This is a genomic window from Alteromonas alvinellae, assembly GCF_902705805.1.
The window spans coordinates 43,939-60,764 of record NZ_CACSIH010000115.1 but is presented as its reverse complement, the minus strand read 5'-3'; the positions used below and the strand labels follow the sequence as shown (position 1 = coordinate 60,764).

At 43.2% G+C, this 16,826-nt stretch carries 15 protein-coding genes; 4 read left to right on the top strand and 11 right to left on the bottom strand.

Annotation, left to right across the window (positions count from 1 at the left end; all coding sequences use genetic code 11):
• The 4 genes from ACX5KA_RS08685 to pnp form a co-directional block, all read right to left on the bottom strand.
• A partial coding sequence (locus ACX5KA_RS08685; RefSeq protein ID WP_458730896.1) for a hypothetical protein occupies window positions 1–315 on the bottom strand: 315 nt, incomplete at its 3' end.
• Between the two features lie 7 nt (window positions 316–322).
• Entirely contained in the window at window positions 323–523 is a 201-nt protein-coding gene (locus ACX5KA_RS08680; RefSeq protein ID WP_458730895.1) for a hypothetical protein, read from the bottom strand.
• A gap of 1,080 nt (window positions 524–1,603) precedes the next feature.
• Window positions 1,604–1,897 carry a DUF1244 domain-containing protein gene (locus tag ACX5KA_RS08675; protein WP_049587806.1) on the bottom strand — a complete coding sequence of 98 codons (294 nt, stop codon included), beginning with the start codon at window positions 1,895–1,897 and terminating at the stop codon, window positions 1,604–1,606.
• 173 nt (window positions 1,898–2,070) lie between these two features.
• Window positions 2,071–4,182, bottom strand: coding sequence for a polyribonucleotide nucleotidyltransferase (pnp, locus tag ACX5KA_RS08670; RefSeq protein WP_458730894.1), 2,112 nt, complete (start codon window positions 4,180–4,182; stop codon window positions 2,071–2,073).
• Window positions 4,183–4,522: 340 nt separating this feature from the next.
• On the opposite strand from pnp, the gene ACX5KA_RS08665 reads away from it, so the two are divergent.
• Window positions 4,523–5,077 (top strand): HNH endonuclease, encoded by a 555-nt coding sequence (locus ACX5KA_RS08665; RefSeq protein WP_458730893.1) that lies wholly within the window; start codon window positions 4,523–4,525, stop codon window positions 5,075–5,077.
• 76 nt (window positions 5,078–5,153) lie between these two features.
• Here ACX5KA_RS08665 and ACX5KA_RS08660 read toward each other — a convergent pair whose 3' ends face one another.
• From ACX5KA_RS08660 to ACX5KA_RS08640, 5 genes are all read right to left on the bottom strand, one after another.
• The gene (locus ACX5KA_RS08660) at window positions 5,154–6,104 is read right to left on the bottom strand and encodes a mechanosensitive ion channel family protein (protein WP_039220542.1); all 951 of its coding nucleotides are present in this window, start codon (window positions 6,102–6,104) and stop codon (window positions 5,154–5,156) included.
• Between the two features lie 129 nt (window positions 6,105–6,233).
• Window positions 6,234–7,481 (bottom strand): glutamate-5-semialdehyde dehydrogenase, encoded by a 1,248-nt coding sequence (locus tag ACX5KA_RS08655; protein WP_458730892.1) that lies wholly within the window; start codon window positions 7,479–7,481, stop codon window positions 6,234–6,236.
• A complete protein-coding gene (gene proB / locus ACX5KA_RS08650; RefSeq protein WP_049587803.1) occupies window positions 7,478–8,587 on the bottom strand; it encodes a glutamate 5-kinase in 1,110 nt (369 codons plus the stop codon). The genes ACX5KA_RS08655 and proB overlap by 4 nt, the downstream gene beginning before the upstream one ends.
• 16 nt (window positions 8,588–8,603) lie before the next feature.
• Complete coding sequence (gene putP, locus ACX5KA_RS08645) at window positions 8,604–10,118, bottom strand: sodium/proline symporter PutP (RefSeq protein WP_061486965.1); 1,515 nt, start codon at window positions 10,116–10,118, stop codon at window positions 8,604–8,606.
• 367 nt (window positions 10,119–10,485) lie between these two features.
• Window positions 10,486–11,532 (bottom strand): DNA topoisomerase IB, encoded by a 1,047-nt coding sequence (locus ACX5KA_RS08640; RefSeq protein WP_458730891.1) that lies wholly within the window; start codon window positions 11,530–11,532, stop codon window positions 10,486–10,488.
• A gap of 583 nt (window positions 11,533–12,115) precedes the next feature.
• On the opposite strand from ACX5KA_RS08640, the gene ACX5KA_RS08635 reads away from it, so the two are divergent.
• A complete protein-coding gene (locus ACX5KA_RS08635) occupies window positions 12,116–12,706 on the top strand; it encodes a hypothetical protein (protein ID WP_039229403.1) in 591 nt (196 codons plus the stop codon).
• A 179-nt stretch (window positions 12,707–12,885) separates the two neighbouring features.
• On the top strand, window positions 12,886–13,716 hold the full coding sequence (locus ACX5KA_RS08630) for an HAD family hydrolase (protein ID WP_458730890.1): 831 nt from the start codon (window positions 12,886–12,888) through the stop codon (window positions 13,714–13,716).
• 71 nt (window positions 13,717–13,787) lie between these two features.
• On the opposite strand, the gene ACX5KA_RS08625 is transcribed toward ACX5KA_RS08630, so the two are convergent.
• Together ACX5KA_RS08625 and ACX5KA_RS08620 are read right to left on the bottom strand one after the other, a co-directional pair.
• A complete protein-coding gene (locus tag ACX5KA_RS08625) occupies window positions 13,788–14,492 on the bottom strand; it encodes an SDR family NAD(P)-dependent oxidoreductase (RefSeq protein ID WP_458730889.1) in 705 nt (234 codons plus the stop codon).
• Between the two features lie 20 nt (window positions 14,493–14,512).
• Complete coding sequence (locus tag ACX5KA_RS08620; RefSeq protein WP_039229417.1) at window positions 14,513–15,043, bottom strand: DUF2878 domain-containing protein; 531 nt, start codon at window positions 15,041–15,043, stop codon at window positions 14,513–14,515.
• Between the two features lie 150 nt (window positions 15,044–15,193).
• Between ACX5KA_RS08620 and ACX5KA_RS08615 the strand changes: the two genes are divergently transcribed.
• Window positions 15,194–16,822, top strand: coding sequence for a diacylglycerol kinase family protein (locus ACX5KA_RS08615; RefSeq protein WP_338356728.1), 1,629 nt, complete (start codon window positions 15,194–15,196; stop codon window positions 16,820–16,822).
• Window positions 16,823–16,826: the final 4 nt, after the last annotated feature.

The following is a 16,826-nucleotide window of genomic DNA, read 5'->3' as shown; positions in this document are numbered from 1 at the left end:
TTTATTCCTGAATTTGATGCGGAATGTCGGGTCAAGCAATTGTTGGCTACTTTGTCCCGGAACTTCAAGCTGTATACCGTTTGAGAAGTCTCTGGATGATAAAAAGGTTTTGCCATTGCTGTAGTTACCGAGCAACGTGGCGGTAGAAAGACTACAGCGATTCCCTTGCCAAGCTCTAATGGTTAGTGAGGTTACGGAAAGGCGAGGTACAGAAAGTGTCCAATCACCAAACTCGACATCTGTTCCATCTTTATAGTGAAAACCACTCGTTCGGCTTCGTATGAGTGAAACGCTCAGAGATGAGTTTCCCGGCAAGCTAATATCAAAAGGCTAATGTACCTGTGTGTGGGTCAATTGAGTCGCCCAAAAAGTCGTTGCCGAAAACTTCCAGCCTTTGTTCAGCATTTTGCTTTTTCTCCCACTCAACAATGGGCTCGATGTCTTCGTTAGCAAATAAGCTCATGGAATGAGCCGTGAATAAAATACAAGCAAGTAACGATTTTGCTTTGCATAGCATTTTCATTAAATATTCCTTCATTATTTATCGTTAACTAACATAGAATTAACATGTAAATAGCTGGAAGTGCAAATGAAAAAACTTTTCAAAAAGAAAAGTGAAAAAGCAATCTTGGTACAAAAAAGCGCATACAAGGTATGAGTATCACGAGACTTGAACAGTATGTTGGCTAGCTGTGATGTTTAAAATTTTACTATGGTACATACTCTCTATTTTGTCGTAGCCTCAACCATATAAGGAAAAGCTTAAATAATATGACATTAGAATTAATGCGAATGTTCACTTTTATGGGAGTACTTTCAACGGAGAGGCAATGCAAAAGTGACTGTCTTGTTTAGTTACGACAACAGTAAGTATTTTCATCATTACACCTAACTTTTAAGTGAGGGGCGCAGGCATGTGGGGCATCATGGCGAAGCCGCCCCGCATGTATGCGTGCCAGCGAACGCAGTGAGTGACTTAATTTTTGTTAGGTGGCATTGTCCCCTCGAAGATACAAGCCAATATGGAAGCCCGAATACTTATGATTTTTAGAGTTTTCACGTTTTACAATTGGGATGGAGCCTAAAATGTTGGTTATTTGTTGCTGAAGCTCTGGTGTATTGAATCGTGGTTTTGTTGGAACAACTATGAGTGGCGTGAATAAGAAATGAGAGAAGTCTTGATTGCTACTTACTACGGTATATCCACTTTTTCCAATTTTATTTTTAGGTTGGTAAGTTTTGCTTCGCTTACTCCGTTGGAGTGGAGGTGGATAGTAGGTTTACCAACTGATGTGCAACCAACTAATACGATGACAATAAATGACAGTAGTAACGTTTTCATCCCTGACACCTAACAGCTTACCCATCCCAAAACCGTCATGCTAATCCACACAACTTTCGGGAACCTGTCCTTGTATTTATAACTACAATACCCCACAACCAACAAAAAATAAAGAAAAAACCGTAATGTCATTTTTCGCTCATTTATTAAAATAACCAAATCGACATGTAGATGATTTTGGTGTATTTCACGCAAGCCAAACACAAAAAAGCCAGCATAAGCTGGCTTCAAAACAAAAACAAAATTCGTCCTATCCGAAAACTACTTCCCCTGCCTAGCAGCCAACTTCTCCAACTGCTCATCAGTAGCAGGAAGCTGGTGCTTTTCTTTCCATTCTGAGTACGGCATTTTGTATATCACTTCACGTGCGGCTTCATAGTCGATATCAGCGCCCTGCTCGCTTGCAGCCGCTGAATACCACTTTGCCAAGCAGTTACGGCAGAAATCGGCCAAAATCATCAGGTCAATGTTCTGAACGTCTTTGTTCGCGTCTAGGTGTTCTACTAAGCGGCGGAATACCGCTGCTTCTACTTCGGTTTGCGTTTGCTTATCCATTATCTATTACCTCTAAAAAGCGTTTTTCGTTATGGTCTAAATGTAAGGATTAAACGTGCGGGTTAACAAGTAAAACCCAACCCGTTATTGCCTTTAAAACCTAAAACGAAAAAAGGGAGCCAAGCTCCCTTTTTACTTATATACAGCTAACTAGGTTTAAAACCTAATCGGCATTACTCTGCGTCGTCAGACTTAGGCGCAGGCTTTTCTAGAAGCTCTTTAATGCTTAGGCGTACACGGTTTTGGCGATCGATTTCCATAACCTTAACGTCAACCATTTGGCCTTCTTCTAGGTAGTCAGTTACTTTGTTCACACGCTCGTGAGCAATTTGTGAAATGTGAACAAGTCCTTCTTTACCTGGAAGTACTTCTACAAACGCACCGAAGTCTACAATACGTGTAATCTTACCGTTGTAAGTCTTACCAACTTCAATTTCAGCCGTTACTTGCTCAATCTTGCTAATAGCGATGTCTGCTTTCGCACGCTCTGTCGCGAAGATTTTGATAGTACCGTCGTCTTCAATCTCGATGTTAGTGTCAGACTCTTCAGTAATTTGACGGATCATTGCGCCGCCTTTACCGATAACGTCACGAATCTTGTCTTGGTCAATCTTCATTGTGTAAATGCGTGGAGCAAATTCACTTAGCTCTTCACGGTGACCGCCAATCGCTTCGTCCATTACTTTAAGAATGTGCAAACGTGCTTCTTTTGCTTGTTTAAGCGCAATTTGCATGATTTCTTTAGTGATACCTTCAATCTTAATGTCCATTTGAAGTGCAGTAATACCTTCGGTAGTACCCGCTACTTTAAAGTCCATGTCGCCAAGGTGATCTTCGTCACCAAGGATGTCTGAAAGTACAACAAAGTTGTCGTCACTCTTAACTAGGCCCATTGCGATACCCGCAACAGACGCTTTAATTGGAACACCTGCATCCATAAGCGCTAGTGAAGTACCACATACCGACGCCATTGAAGATGAACCGTTTGATTCTGTGATTTCAGAAACCACACGTACTACGTACGGGAATTCTTCTTCACTTGGCATTACTGCTTGAATACCACGCTTCGCTAGACGACCGTGACCAATTTCACGACGCTTAGGCGAACCAATCATACCGGTTTCACCAACACAGTATGGAGGGAAGTTGTAGTGAAGCATGAAACGGCTGTCGCGCTTACCTTGAAGCTCGTCAATCATCTGTGCGTCACGCTCTGTACCAAGCGTAGCAGCTACAAGTGCCTGAGTTTCACCACGAGTAAATAGTGCAGAACCGTGAGTACGAGGAAGAATACCTGTCGCTACGTCTAGTGCACGGATCATTGCTGGGTCACGACCATCGATACGCGGCGCGCCAGATAGAATGCGTGAACGTACAACGTCAGACTCAAGTTCGTGAAGAAGGTCTAGTACTTCTTTCTGATCTTGCGTTTCGTCTTCAGCAATAATGGCTGCAAGCGCTTTTTCAGTTGCTGCAGTTACCGCGTCTTTACGCTCTAACTTGTCAGAAATCTGGTAAGCCGCAGTCATTTCTGCTTCAGCTAGTGCTTTAACTTTGTCTTTAAGCGCAGTGTTTTCTTCTTCTGGTGCCCAGTCCCACTTCTCAGTGCCAACTTCAGCAGCAAATTCGTTAACTGCGTTAACTACAGTTTGCATTTGCTCGTGACCGAACATAACCGCACCTAGCATGGTGTCTTCAGAAAGCACGTTCGCTTCTGATTCAACCATAAGTACTGCGCCTTCAGTACCCGCAACAACAAGGTCAAGCTCGCTTTCAGCTTGCTCTTCTGCGCGTGTATTTAGAATGTATTCACCGTTGCTAAAACCAACACGAGCCGCACCAATTGGGCCGTTGAAAGGAATACCAGAGATAGCAAGGGCTGCTGAAGTACCAATCATAGAGATGATGTCTGTAGGGATATCTGGGTTAGCAGACATTACAGTAACAACAACTTGTACTTCGTTTTTGAAACCTTCTGGGAATAATGGGCGGATTGGACGGTCGATAAGACGTGCAATCAGTGTCTCACCTTCAGATGGACGACCTTCACGCTTGAAGAAACCACCTGGGATTTTACCCGCAGCGTACGCTTTTTCTTGGTAGTTAACAGTAAGTGGGAAGAAGTCTTGATCTGCTTTGGCTTCTTTTTTACCAACTACTGTTACCAGTACAGACGTGTCGTCCATGCTCGCAAGAACCGCAGCTGTTGCCTGACGAGCAATTACACCCGTCTCTAGAGTTACAGTATGCTGTCCATACTGAAATGATTTAGTAATAGGAGTCACTATTTGTCCTTTAATTTCAATCTTTATTTTATCGCTTTTAAACGCGGCGCATAGTATAGCTTTGAAGTAGCTGTAATGCCATTGCCAAATACAGCCCCGCGTGGAATTTATTTTGTGAATCTGCGCTAAATCGCTATCACCTATAGCACCATGACTATATGAAATATCTGTGAAATTTCAATTATTGACTATATTTTCATCATACTGACACAAAACAGCGTATGCTAGAACAAAAAGCGAACAAATAAACAACCCGTAAACAGTACTTTGAACCATAAACGGGCAATAAGAATTCTTCACATCAAGAACGTCTAATATTAGTGTGCTAAAGGAGATAACCATGTTGGTACTTCGACTTAATAAAGCAGGCATGCCACAAGAGTGGATAGATGTTAAACAAGCCGCAAAGCTTTACAGTCAAGATAAGGTGCTATTCGAGCTAGGCAGTGATGCCATAACACTCAAAGGAGGCTGGAATCACGAAGGGCTGCAAAGCGAACTTACCCTATCAAGCATTATCGCTTGCGACGGCAAGGTGACAGATTTATCTGGCAAAGTTGCCCTTACAAACCGCTATTTATTTAGACGCGACAGCTATTTGTGCATGTATTGCGGCAACAAGTTTACGCCTAAACAACTTACGCGAGACCACATCATTCCCCGCTCTCGCGGCGGAAAAGATAGTTGGACGAACGTAGCCACGGCTTGTCAGCGATGTAATCATGCTAAAGCAGCGAAAACACCCGAAGAAGCGAATATGCCTTTGCTCGCTGTGCCCTTTAGGCCCAATGTTTACGAGCGTTTTTATTTAATGAACAGACGCATACTGGCTGACCAGATGGCATTTTTAGAAGGGCATTTTTCCCACCAGCGGGAATGGAAATGTAACGAATGAAGTGTGACGGATGAAGTGTAATGAATAGCAATGAGCGACCAGTAATTTAAGAAACAGATCGCTCGTTGATAGAAATTTACAGCCCAGTGCTCGTTGTTGTTTGCCGTTCTGTTGTAGCCGACGCTTGAAGGTTGGCGTTGTTATGCTCGCTTTGCTGCTGCATTAGCATTGTCTGTTCTTCTTTTTGCGCTCTAAACCACAAGCTTAACCAATCGGAGCACATTTTGTGCTCTAGCTCATGGGCTTCCGCAGTCGGGCAGAAAAGGCTAACCTTCACCACCACTTTTGCAAGCTCATTGGTCTTAATCTCAACCTCTGGGTCTATACGAATAAATTCTTGTTCTAAATGGCGTTCAATTAAGCCTTTGTAACGCTCTGCTACATCGCGAAAGTATTCACAGTGCGCTTGTGCACGGGCATGAAAAGCGGGTAACAAGCTGTAAGCGTTTACGGTAGGCTCGTTAACAATTTCAAAAGAGTGTAAACGGTAGCGGCGCATAAAGTTAAGGTTACGCACGGTTTGGGTAACTAGCTGGCTGTTAGGTACATAAACGTGTTTACCCGTGTAGTTAAAGCTTTCTGGGTCAACTTCTAAAAGCGCTGTCTTTGCCCAGTCCATTTCTACCACTTCACCAATGATGTTGTTCATTTGGATCCAGTCCCCTACCCTGAACGGCCTTGCGCCTAGGTAGTAAATAAAGCCCATAAAGCATTGAATAAATTCACGGGTAGCCAGCACTATGGCAACCATGAATGCGGCAATGGATATCGCGAGCGTTTGTATTTCAGAGCTCCACACCATCATTAATACAATGATGATAAAGGCGTTACCTAATTGCTCTAAAATATTAATCTGGTTTCTTCTGTCTTCACCGCGCTGCGAGCTAATACGCCTGATGAGCAGCAACATACCTTTTTTGATGAAGTGCAATACAATTAAAAGTAGTAGTGATGTCAGCAGTTTATACTCACTGGCAAAGGCAATAAGCTGGTTCCATAACTGCTTAGGGTCTATCACAATCTCCATGTATGCTCCATCTGTGCTGCGAGGGTAAATCTTTGAATAAAAATAAAAAAGCGCCGACGAATGTCAGCGCTTTTCATTATGAAGCATGTAAACTCGTGGCACAATGCCGACCAGTTATAACAACATTAGTTAGTCGCGAATTTGGCCTTCACCGTTCACTAGATATTTCTCAGAGGTCAACGACTCTAGTCCCATTGGGCCGTATGCATGTAGCTTAGTCGTTGCAATACCAATTTCTGCACCTAAACCTAACTGGCTGCCGTCAGAGAAGCGCGAAGAGGCGTTAACCATTACCACACTTGCATCTACTGCGCGTTGGAATAACTTGCCTTTTTCAGCATCTTCCGTACAAATTACTTCAGTGTGGTTACTACCAAACTGCGCAATGTGGTCAACCGCAGCGTCGAAATCGTCAACTACACGAATAGCGATTTCTAAACCTAGGTACTCTTCACCGTATGCGTCTTCTGCAATCACGTCTGCGCCATCAAAGTACTGGCTACCTTTTTCATTAACGTGAACTTTAACGCCTTTTTCTTTAAAGGCATCGGCCACTTTGGGTAAGAAATCACCAGCAACGGCTTGGTGTACAACCAGACCTTCCAACGCATTACACACGCCAGTACGCTGTGTTTTACCGTTTAGAAGAATGGCCATGGCTTTGTCTAAATCAGCATCTTTATCTACATAAAGGTGGCACACACCTTTAAAGTGCTGGATTACCGGTACCTTTGCATTATCGGTAACATAGTTGATAAGACCTTCACCACCACGAGGAATAATTACGTCAATGTAATCACGCTGCTCCATTAGCTCTTGCATAAGCGCGCGGTCTGGATTAGGCACTACCGTAACCAGTGCTTTCGGCAAGTTGTGTTTCTCCAGAACATCTTGCATAAGCTCAGCAATCGCTAAGCTGGTATCCAATGCTTCTTTACCACCACGTAAAATCACAGCGTTACCCGATTTGAAGCACAGCGCGCCAGCGTCGGCAGTAACATTAGGTCGTGCTTCATAAATCATACAAACAACGCCTAACGGTATACGCATTTTCTTAATCTCAATACCGTTTGGACGTGTACCGATAACGCGCTCTTTACCTACTGGATCGTCTAATTCAACAATAACTTCGATGCCTTCAGCCATTGATTCAATGCGTTCATCGTTTAGGATTAAGCGGTCAACCATTGCTGCGTCTAAGTTATTTTCTTTAGCGCGCGCTACTTCCTTTTCGTTTACTTCAATAATTTTGCTTTTATTTGCACGAATTGCCGCGGCCATATCAGTTAACACCGCGTTTTTCTGGCTTTCGCTTAAAATAGCCAGTGTACGTGCAGCTTTTTTTGCCTGTTGTGCTAACTCTGTAATAATGCTCATTCTTTCTCCAGATTTGCTATGTGCTGATCAGAAATAATTGGCCCAGTCTTTTCCTCAAACTCATGGGCGAATTCTTCGTTTTCCTGATTCGCAATGAAATTCAATAAACAGCTACTGTAATTCGACTTGGCTTTTACCAGTTTAGTACCGTCTTCTTTACGTACTAGAATGGTGTCGCCTACCGAGAACTCACCTTTCACGTCAATAATTTCACTACTTGTCAGTTGCTCTGCGTCGCCAGCTAAAGAGGCGTCAAAGTCCCCTTCTACTATCACCTCACCCTGCGCGTTTGACGTATGGCGCATCCAATGCACATTCTCTTGCATTGGCGTGGCGTGAGGTTTGAAATGCGTGCCTGGGTTTTCACCTGCTAGCAGCATATTAAACGACAGTTCAGTAAAGCCGTTAATAATATATGTATCTATACCATGCGAAACGGCTTTTTCGGCCGCTTCAATTTTAGTGCGCATACCACCGGTGCCTACACCGCCTTTTACCGCACCGCCAGCCATGTCATAAATGCTTTGATCAATGGTATTAACTGATTTAAGCAATTGTGCGTCGTCGTGTTCATGCGGGTTCTTATCGTACAACCCATCAATGTCTGAACAGATGATAAGTGCATCTGCTTCAGCTGCCGACGCCACCATGGCCGATAAATTATCGTTATCACCCACTTTCAATTTGTCAGTGGTAACGGTGTCGTTTTCGTTCACGATAGGTAGAATATTGTTGTCCAATAAACTAAATATCGTTTCACGGATACTTACGTAACGCTCTCTGTCTCGTAAATCAGCATGCGTTAGAAGCATCTGAGCAGACGGAAAATCAAACAGTCTGTCCCATGTGGCAATCATTTCGGTTTGACCCGCTGCTGCCATTGCTTTTTTAACTGCAATATCTGACTTTTCTTGCTCTGGAAACAGGTGCGCACCCGCTGCGACAGAACCAGAAGACACGAGTACAACTTGTGTACCGTTGGCTCTGCATCGCACGATAAATTGCGCAATGCTCAAAAGGTAATGACTGCTACAACCTTGTTGGTTGGGCGATATCAATGCACTACCCACTTTGATGACTACGCGTTTCCAATTTGGATGACTCATAATAAACTTTTTAACCTTAAGATTGTTGATTTGCTAATTCTTCACTGGCTTGCGCGAATGTTGCTTGTACGTTTGACGATGGGTTTTCGCTAAAGCGACTTACCACATAAAGCGTTAGCGTACTTACCGCAAACCCTGGAATAATTTCATAAATAACGCTGCTTAACGTTTTACCGTCAGCTAAAACGGGCGCATAAATCCAGAACAATACGGTTACCGCACCGCTGATCATGCCCGCCATTGCCGCTTTCGCTGTAAGGTCCTTTTTATACAGACAAAACAGTACTAACGGACCAAATGCTGCACCAAAACCTGCCCAAGCATTACTTACTAAAGATAAAATTGTGTTCGACGCATCCATGGCTAATAACAATGCAACCACAGCTACACCTGCTACACCATAACGGCCAATTGTTACCGTTTGCTTTTCACTCAGCGCCTTGGTTGAAGACTTTTTATTTACCATTACGCGGTAAATGTCTTCGGTTAACGAACTTGCGCTAACCAGCAGTTGCGACGAAATTGTACTCATAATAGCGGCTAAAATAGCGGCCATTAAAAATCCACTAATAAGTGGGTGGAACAGCAATTGCGAGAAAATAATAAATATCGTCTCAGGGTCGTCGACAGCCAGGCCAAACTGATTGGCATAAGCAATGCCTACAAATCCTGTTGCCAGTGCACCAATGATGGTTACTAACATCCACGACATACCAATATTTCGCGCTGTGCCAATGGCATTAACAGAACGAATTGCCATAAAGCGAACAATAATGTGGGGCTGTCCAAAGTAACCTAAGCCCCAACCTAAACTCGATAGCAACCCTACAATCGTTAGCGTTTCTAACGATTCAGAAAAATTGGGTACAGATTGATAAGCGGCGCTTGTCATTTGCGACACGCTATCGAACTCGGTAAACGCGACAATTGGAACCAGTACCAGCGCCACGAACATAATGCACCCTTGTACAAAGTCCGTAAGGCTTACTGCCAAGAAACCACCAAGTAGCGTATAAGACACCACTACACCCAGCGTAATAAATAGGCCTAACTGATAATCGACCGAAAACGCGCTTTCAAACAACTTACCACCTGCAACTAACCCGGCAGAGGTGTATAGCGTGAAAAACAGTACGATAATCACCGCTGAAACAATACGTAAGCTTGAATTAGGCGTATTAAAACGCTTGGCAAAAAATTCAGGCACAGTCAGCGAGTCGTTCGCTACTTCGGTATAAACGCGAAGTTTTGGTGCTACTAGTAAATAATTGGCCAACGCACCTGCAACCAACCCTATTGCAATATAAACCGCATCGAAACCGGTTAAGTACATTGCACCTGGTAAGCCCATTAGCATCCAGCCAGACATGTCAGACGCACCCGCAGACAGTGCGGTTACTTGAGGGCTAACTTGTCGCCCTCCCAAAATATAACCAGAAATATCACTGGTAGATTGTCGGTAAGCAAACAACCCTATCCCTAACATCGCTATAAAATACACCGCTAGTGATAGGTAACTTTCCATTGGCATAACGTTCGTTATTTCCTCTATTGCTCTTCGAAAACTCGTAAATGAAAACGCCATTTAACCTTTGCTAATTCAAATTCAAAAGCAAACAATTAAATCGAACAATAATCATTAGAGCTCTAACAATATAAGGATCTGACAGAAAATTTCAAGTGCAATTTTTAAACAACATCGTTTAACAGGCACTTATGTTTAAATTAGCACCAACCATGTTTCAAAGCATATTACGCTAATAAAATCCAAATTTACCATTAGTATTCATTAACTTAAAAACACTAAGTCATTTATGAAACAATTTAACTTTAGCTGAAAAGTCGCAAAAAACAGCAACTTTACTATCAGCTAAAACATTTTCATTAAAAATACTTTGTTACACGCACTCAGACGAAATAACATCCAAAAGAAGCTTTTCTACAGGCAGTAAATGGGTAAGTTGCGTACAATCTTCACTATGTAGCGAGCGAACCCGATTAATTAGCTTCTCACACGCCTTTTCATCATTTTTCACAGTAAATAGTTTCGGATGAATATAATATTTCCTGCAAACGGTGGGAGTATTGCCAAGTTCTGCTGCAACACACTTGCTTAACGTACTCTCCCATTTCTTGGTTCTGGAGTTTGCTATCTGTTCATACACACTGGGCAGGTTTGTTAGTGCAAATCGACTTGATGCCCACGTTCGAAAGTCTTTACAACTGAACTGTTCACTTAGTTCTTTGTGGATGAACGCATTAACGTCTTCGCTCGTTACGTCGTGCCATTGTTTATTCTCATCTTGATAACGAAATAAACAGTAACCTTGTTGTTGCGCACAGTCACAAACTAATGAAGCAAGCTCAGGGTCGTTTACTTTTAATGTTCTTGGTTTGCCGTGCTTACCAATGTAAGCAAGTTCAACACTATCGTCACACTGCGCTTGTACATGCTTGCGCCGCAATGTAGTTAACCCATATGTGTTATTTTCCTTGCTATATTGAGCGTTGCCAACTCTAGCACCTGTGTAATCGAGCAACAGGCACACCAGCGCGCAAGCTCTTTCTTGCGTCCATGTTGGCTGTGAAATTAATGAAAGACAGTGCTCACGGAACTCAGGAAGTGCATTACCAAAGGCAACCAAACGCTCAAATTTTTCTACTTGCTGCTGCTCGTGCCATTTGCTGTGATAGATATATTGTTTACGTCCTTTTTCGTCATAGCCGACGGCTTGAACGCTGGCTTTACTGTCACGGCTTATAAAGGTGTCGCGCCAATTTGGAGGAATGACAAGCTTTTTGATACGCTTTAGCACGCGCTCTCCTGTGACTTTTTTTCCACTTGCATAGCGATAGTAAAACCGTTTATCACCGCAAGCGATGCGCCTTATTGATAGATGGCTATCATCAGAGTAGACGTTGCAATAGCCCTTAATCCGTTTCATTTATAGATACTCCTTTCCTTACCAGCTAAGAAGACCGACTGTTAAGGTGCTGCTACGGCCGCAGATGCTCGCTGTGCTTTCTTAGTCAGATTGCAAACAACGGTACCAAATCTCAATTTATAAATAGAATCTACAGAAGAACGTACAGAAATGATCACTACACGCAATTAACCTTGCCGCAAGCCGACGCTTCCACGGCAAGACAGTGATTTTAAAGGCCATAACGAATTTTCACGCTATGTGTAAAATTATCACAGTACTGGCTGGTTGGTCCGGTAGCAGCGATTGCTAAAACTCAGCATATCGCTTCGAAATCCTTCTTTATTTCGCCTTCCAGCTTACTAAATCATATTTAACCTTCCAAAAATAACCATTAAAAACAATAGCATAAAAATGTACCTTCTCTTTTTTCTACTAAAGTATAAACCGCTACTTTTCTTCGTCGGAATGCAACTTGAATAAGTATGAACAATAGTTGTCGAGTTACCTATGCACTTGGGTGAAGCCGAACAGCAATACCCTTTGAAGTGCAAGTGAAGTGGATTGATTTAGAGAGTCCAAGTAAGAAGTCGAGGATTTAAAGATGAATGTTCAAAGTTCGAAAAACGTAGAGTCAAAAAGCGAAAACAGTAATGAACATGAGAATTTGAGAGCCCATGTTGTATCAACCGGTGATTTGCAAGTCGCGGCTGTATTTCCGTCAAAACTTAAAGTGCAGGAAGTACTTGAGATAGTTCAAGACCAAACATCTGTTGAGGTATCTCAAGTAGAAATTATCGAAGCTGGCGACCCTAAAATGAGTGAAAAACTTGAACGTAACAGCGCATCCATTGGCAAAAGCATGTGGTCGTCCCACCTGTTGCTTGGTTCAATCGGTCTGATTGTAGGTTTAGTGGCGGCATTTTTGTTAACGCAGTTTGGCCCAGCGCTTACTCAACAAAATCCTTTGTTTACCTACATAGCACTAATTAGCCCAGGCATATTCATTGGGTTATTCATAGCGGGTTTAATCGGTTTACGTCCAGACAGAAATGAGGTTATACAAACCGTAAGACACGCGGTTAGATATGGTAAAGTTGCGCTGGTAATTAACCTTAAAAAGTCACAGTCTGCTTCTAAAGTCTCGCAATTACTGAAGCAGCACACCGACAAAGTGGTCGAATCTATTCGGTAGCAAGACTAGCGACATAATATGGAACGCTGCTTCAAAGCAGAATGTGATACAGTAATCATAGCGGAGTTATCAATCTAGCTGTTCCAATATTTTCGAAGGGCAATATAACGAACTCCACGTTTATTGCCCTTCGTCGTTTGGTCGGCGTTATTCTGAAAGAGAGATTAGGCACCAATTGTATGGATTTAATATTTTTTGATTTAGATGGCACTTTATTAAATAAGTCTTCTGAAATCTCCTCGTTTACTAAAGAGACGTTGGGCTTGCTTGGTGAGAGAGACATTGCATTCACCGTAGCGACGGGTCGTACCATGCATTCAGCGCAATTTGTGCTACAAGGTCAGTCTTTTGTACTCCCTCACATTTATAATAATGGGGTGGCAATTTGGGATCCTGCCGGAAACGCGCTAACACTAGAAAATTTGCTCGCGCCCAGTGAAGTGAATCTTATTATCGAGCACGCCGTAAATAATAATATTACGCCTTTCATTAACACAGTGAATATGGATAGCCCAGATCACGAGCACGTGATTTACCATTCGTCGCCTAAGCATCAGGTGGAACACGATTTAATTGAAAAGTATTTTTCGCGCACTAAAGCGCGACTAGCGTCTATTGAGTTGCTACCTGCTAATGCACATATAACAAACATCAGTATGATCGGAGATGCACCACTAGTCTATGACATGTATAAACAGCTTAACATGCACGAAGGACTGATAGCGTACTCTGGGCCAGCTATCGAAGGAGATGAGTACCGTTGGATGGATGTACACCACAATCTTGCGAATAAAGGTAGTGCGGTAGAGCTTTTGCGCCAACAGTTGAATGCAAGCAACGTTATTGTGTTTGGCGACAGTGATAATGATTTAAGTATGTTTAAGCTAGCAGACGAGGCTTATGCACCTTCTAACGCTAAACCTTATATCAAAGACGCCGCCACTTCCGTCATTGGGCATCACGATGAAGATGGAATCGCCCGCTTTCTACGAAAGCGATTCTCACTTTAGAAGATGCTGATTAAAAAGCATCGTGAAAATGGTAGCCTTCATACTATATAACTGAGGCTAGTTAATTAAGGCTACCACTCTATAGGCTCTCTATCTTTTAAGAATTGGCCATGGGGGCCGCCCGCTTCCATGGTTGCTAACCAAATGGCCGTATCTGCTCCCTCCTCGGGTGTTTTAGGCGCATCACTTCCCCCCATTCTGGTATGCACCCAACCCGGGGTCATGCTATTAACGGTTACATTAAGAGACTTACTGTCAGCAGCTTCATCAACTACCGCTGCCATCTTAACCGTAAGCGCATTAATTGCAGCCTTTGTTATCGCATAGCACATTGGCCCTTTCAGTCCCTCGGCGAAGCTACCGTAACTAGAGCTTACATTGATAATACGTCCAAAACCTCGCTCAATCATTTGCGGTAACGTTTGCTGGATAAGTGTAAGCGGGGCGTTCACATTAATTTGCATCGATTTAGCCAACGTCTCAGAATTTACATCTTTCCATGGCGTGTCGTCTAAGATACCTGCATTGTTTATGAGGATATCAATAGGGCCATACACGGCCTCAGCTCGAACAAACGCATCGACGATGGCTGTTTCGTTATCAAGAGGCATCTCAATAATATGCAAATCCCCTCCCACAATATCTTTCTTGGCTTCAAGGCCGGCCTCTTCGTCTCGACACCCCATTAGCACTTTGTAGCCTTTAGACAGCATTCCTTTTACTATTTCTAGACCAATACCTCTGTTTCCACCTGTAACTAATACGTTTTTCGTCATTGCCAATACACTCCTTGCATTTACGCTTGGGCTTGTTTTGCCTCAAAACGATTGGATAAATAAAAACACAGCGGGAAGATTACACTCCACACTAGAGCGATAAAAATATAAGAAAGCACTACGCTTGCGCCCAATTCAACCGCGCCGAATTTGGCGCCGGCGATATAACTGAGCGGCGCGAAGATAGCTCCAGCAACCGCCGCAACGGCCATTCGACCATTAAAGGCGGTTAAACTGTGATAGACCGTACCTGCAAAGGCTGCCCATAGAAGACTTAGCCAAATTGGAATTGGCCAGAAGCTGACCAGCGTTTCAGTCTCGTTAAAAATGAACAGCCCGCTTAGGGTTAAAAGTGCATCAACCACCGTGCCCAGTAAAAATACCGTGCCCATTAGCTTTATATCTTCCACTCGCTTGGGCGAAATGGCTATCCATAGAAGGATTAACCCTAACACTGGAATTACTGCTTTATTCTGGAACAAGATGACCAGCCACCAAATTCCTTGGAACCATACAAAGTTCGCAACCTTTAGTACCGCACTATTCTTCATTTGAAACGCTCATATTTTCAATACCAAAGCATACGTTTACCGATACGTGATAGTTCAACCCTATTGCGACAAAAGTAAACGAAAACGCTCCAGTGTAAGTATAGATGCATAGACTGTTTGCTCTTTCCAATTACAAAGGATGTGTTAATCGTGAAAATGGTGAAGTATTACGTACTTGGTGCATTAGTGGCGTTAGCACTAACGCTGACCGTGCCAGTGATATTGTTAAAAGTGGTATTTGGTTGGATTGCATTTTCCCTTATTGCCGTAAGCAGCGCCTATTTGCTCAACTATCCAAGCCTGTTTCGCAAACGTGAGGATGGGTCAATACCATTCTACATACGCTGGATTTTTGTACCTTTTTTACTGGGCTCTTGGCTTTACAATGAATACGCACGCAGAACGGATAAAGTCCCTCCCCTACAAAAAATTGAGCCGCACTTATTCCTTGCGTGCCGCATGTCGGGAAAACACGTTAGCCTTTTAAACGAAAACAACATTGATGCCATTCTTGACGTAACCGCTGAATTTGATGGACTGGATTGGACGGCATATCAAGAAGATTACCGCTATTTAAACGTACCGGTACTCGACCATACCAGCCCCACTCCTGAACAGCTTGTTTTAGCAATAAATTGGTTAAATCAACAAATTTCTGAAAAGAAAAATGTTGTTGTGCATTGTGCGCTTGGAAGAGGTCGCTCTGTTCTGGTGGTTGCAGCCTATTTACTGGCCAAAAACCCTTCGTTGAGTGTAGATGATGCATTACGTGAAATTAACCAGATACGCCAAACAGCAAGGCTCAACAAACGTCAATTAGCATCGCTGCAGCAGATTAGAGATGGTGGCCTACTTTCACTACAAAAGAATTTAACCCTTATTGTTAATCCAGTTGCTGGTGGCGGTAAATGGGAGCAATACCGAGATGACGTTCTTTCTCGATTAAATGAAAAATTCAAAGTGACCGTGAAAGAAACCACACCTGAAGTAGATGGTAAGGCACTAGCAGAAAAGGCAAAACAAGACGGCGCCCACATTATTGTCGCATGCGGAGGCGATGGAACGTTAACTGAAGTCGCATCGGCTTTGGTCAACACCGACGTTACCATGGGGATTATCCCTTTTGGTACAGCAAACGCACTGAGCCAAGTGTTGCATGGCTACATTAGTAAAGTCATGCCTATTAGTACAGCATGTGACATCATTATAGAGGGCAACACCTTAGCCATAGATACCGCGACCTGTAACGACCACGTTATGCTTTTGGTAGCAGCAGTTGGCTTCGAGGAAAAAATGATTTCGGCCGCTGATCGCGAAGAAAAGAATGTAGGCGGCCAGTTTGCCTACCTAAAAGGGCTATGGAACGCGATTTCAAATAACGAAAACATGACGTTTAAAGTAGCAAAAGACAACCAGCCAGCTGAAACCTTAGAAACGCCGAGCTTTGTTATTGCAAACGCAGCCCCAATGACCACAGCACTTGCTCAGGGCGCTGAGCCGCCCGACATCACCGATGGAAAGCTTGATTTGACCTGGCTATTACCTCAGCCCAGCTCTGATAAACAATTCGCATCGTTAGCAGAGCTAGTGCTAAGTCCAGCTGAAGCAAAAAAGCAATCTGAATCAATACGGCACGAACGCGCATCAAGCATAACGTTAACATTTGATAAGCCCACGGCGTATGCTGTCGACGGCGAGATCTACGAAGGCGAAAAGCTTGAGATAAAAACATGCCCTCGAAGCCTTAACGTTCTCACAAATTTTGAAGAAAAGGATTAAGCAG

What these genes read in the sequence shown, in the direction of transcription:
- ACX5KA_RS08665 (WP_458730893.1), top strand. Translation starts at nt 4,523, where the DNA reads ATGTTGGTACTTCGACTTAATAAAGCAGGCATGCCACAAGAGTGGATA.
- putP (WP_061486965.1), bottom strand. Translation starts at nt 10,118, where the DNA reads ATGCCAATGGAAAGTTACCTATCACTAGCGGTGTATTTTATAGCGATG.
- ACX5KA_RS08640 (WP_458730891.1), bottom strand. Translation starts at nt 11,532, where the DNA reads ATGAAACGGATTAAGGGCTATTGCAACGTCTACTCTGATGATAGCCAT.
- ACX5KA_RS08635 (WP_039229403.1), top strand. Translation starts at nt 12,116, where the DNA reads ATGAATGTTCAAAGTTCGAAAAACGTAGAGTCAAAAAGCGAAAACAGT.
- ACX5KA_RS08625 (WP_458730889.1), bottom strand. Translation starts at nt 14,492, where the DNA reads ATGACGAAAAACGTATTAGTTACAGGTGGAAACAGAGGTATTGGTCTA.
- ACX5KA_RS08660 (WP_039220542.1), bottom strand. Translation starts at nt 6,104, where the DNA reads ATGGAGATTGTGATAGACCCTAAGCAGTTATGGAACCAGCTTATTGCC.
- ACX5KA_RS08630 (WP_458730890.1), top strand. Translation starts at nt 12,886, where the DNA reads ATGGATTTAATATTTTTTGATTTAGATGGCACTTTATTAAATAAGTCT.
- ACX5KA_RS08620 (WP_039229417.1), bottom strand. Translation starts at nt 15,043, where the DNA reads ATGAAGAATAGTGCGGTACTAAAGGTTGCGAACTTTGTATGGTTCCAA.
- proB (WP_049587803.1), bottom strand. Translation starts at nt 8,587, where the DNA reads ATGAGTCATCCAAATTGGAAACGCGTAGTCATCAAAGTGGGTAGTGCA.
- ACX5KA_RS08680 (WP_458730895.1), bottom strand. Translation starts at nt 523, where the DNA reads ATGAAAATGCTATGCAAAGCAAAATCGTTACTTGCTTGTATTTTATTC.
- ACX5KA_RS08675 (WP_049587806.1), bottom strand. Translation starts at nt 1,897, where the DNA reads ATGGATAAGCAAACGCAAACCGAAGTAGAAGCAGCGGTATTCCGCCGC.
- ACX5KA_RS08655 (WP_458730892.1), bottom strand. Translation starts at nt 7,481, where the DNA reads ATGAGCATTATTACAGAGTTAGCACAACAGGCAAAAAAAGCTGCACGT.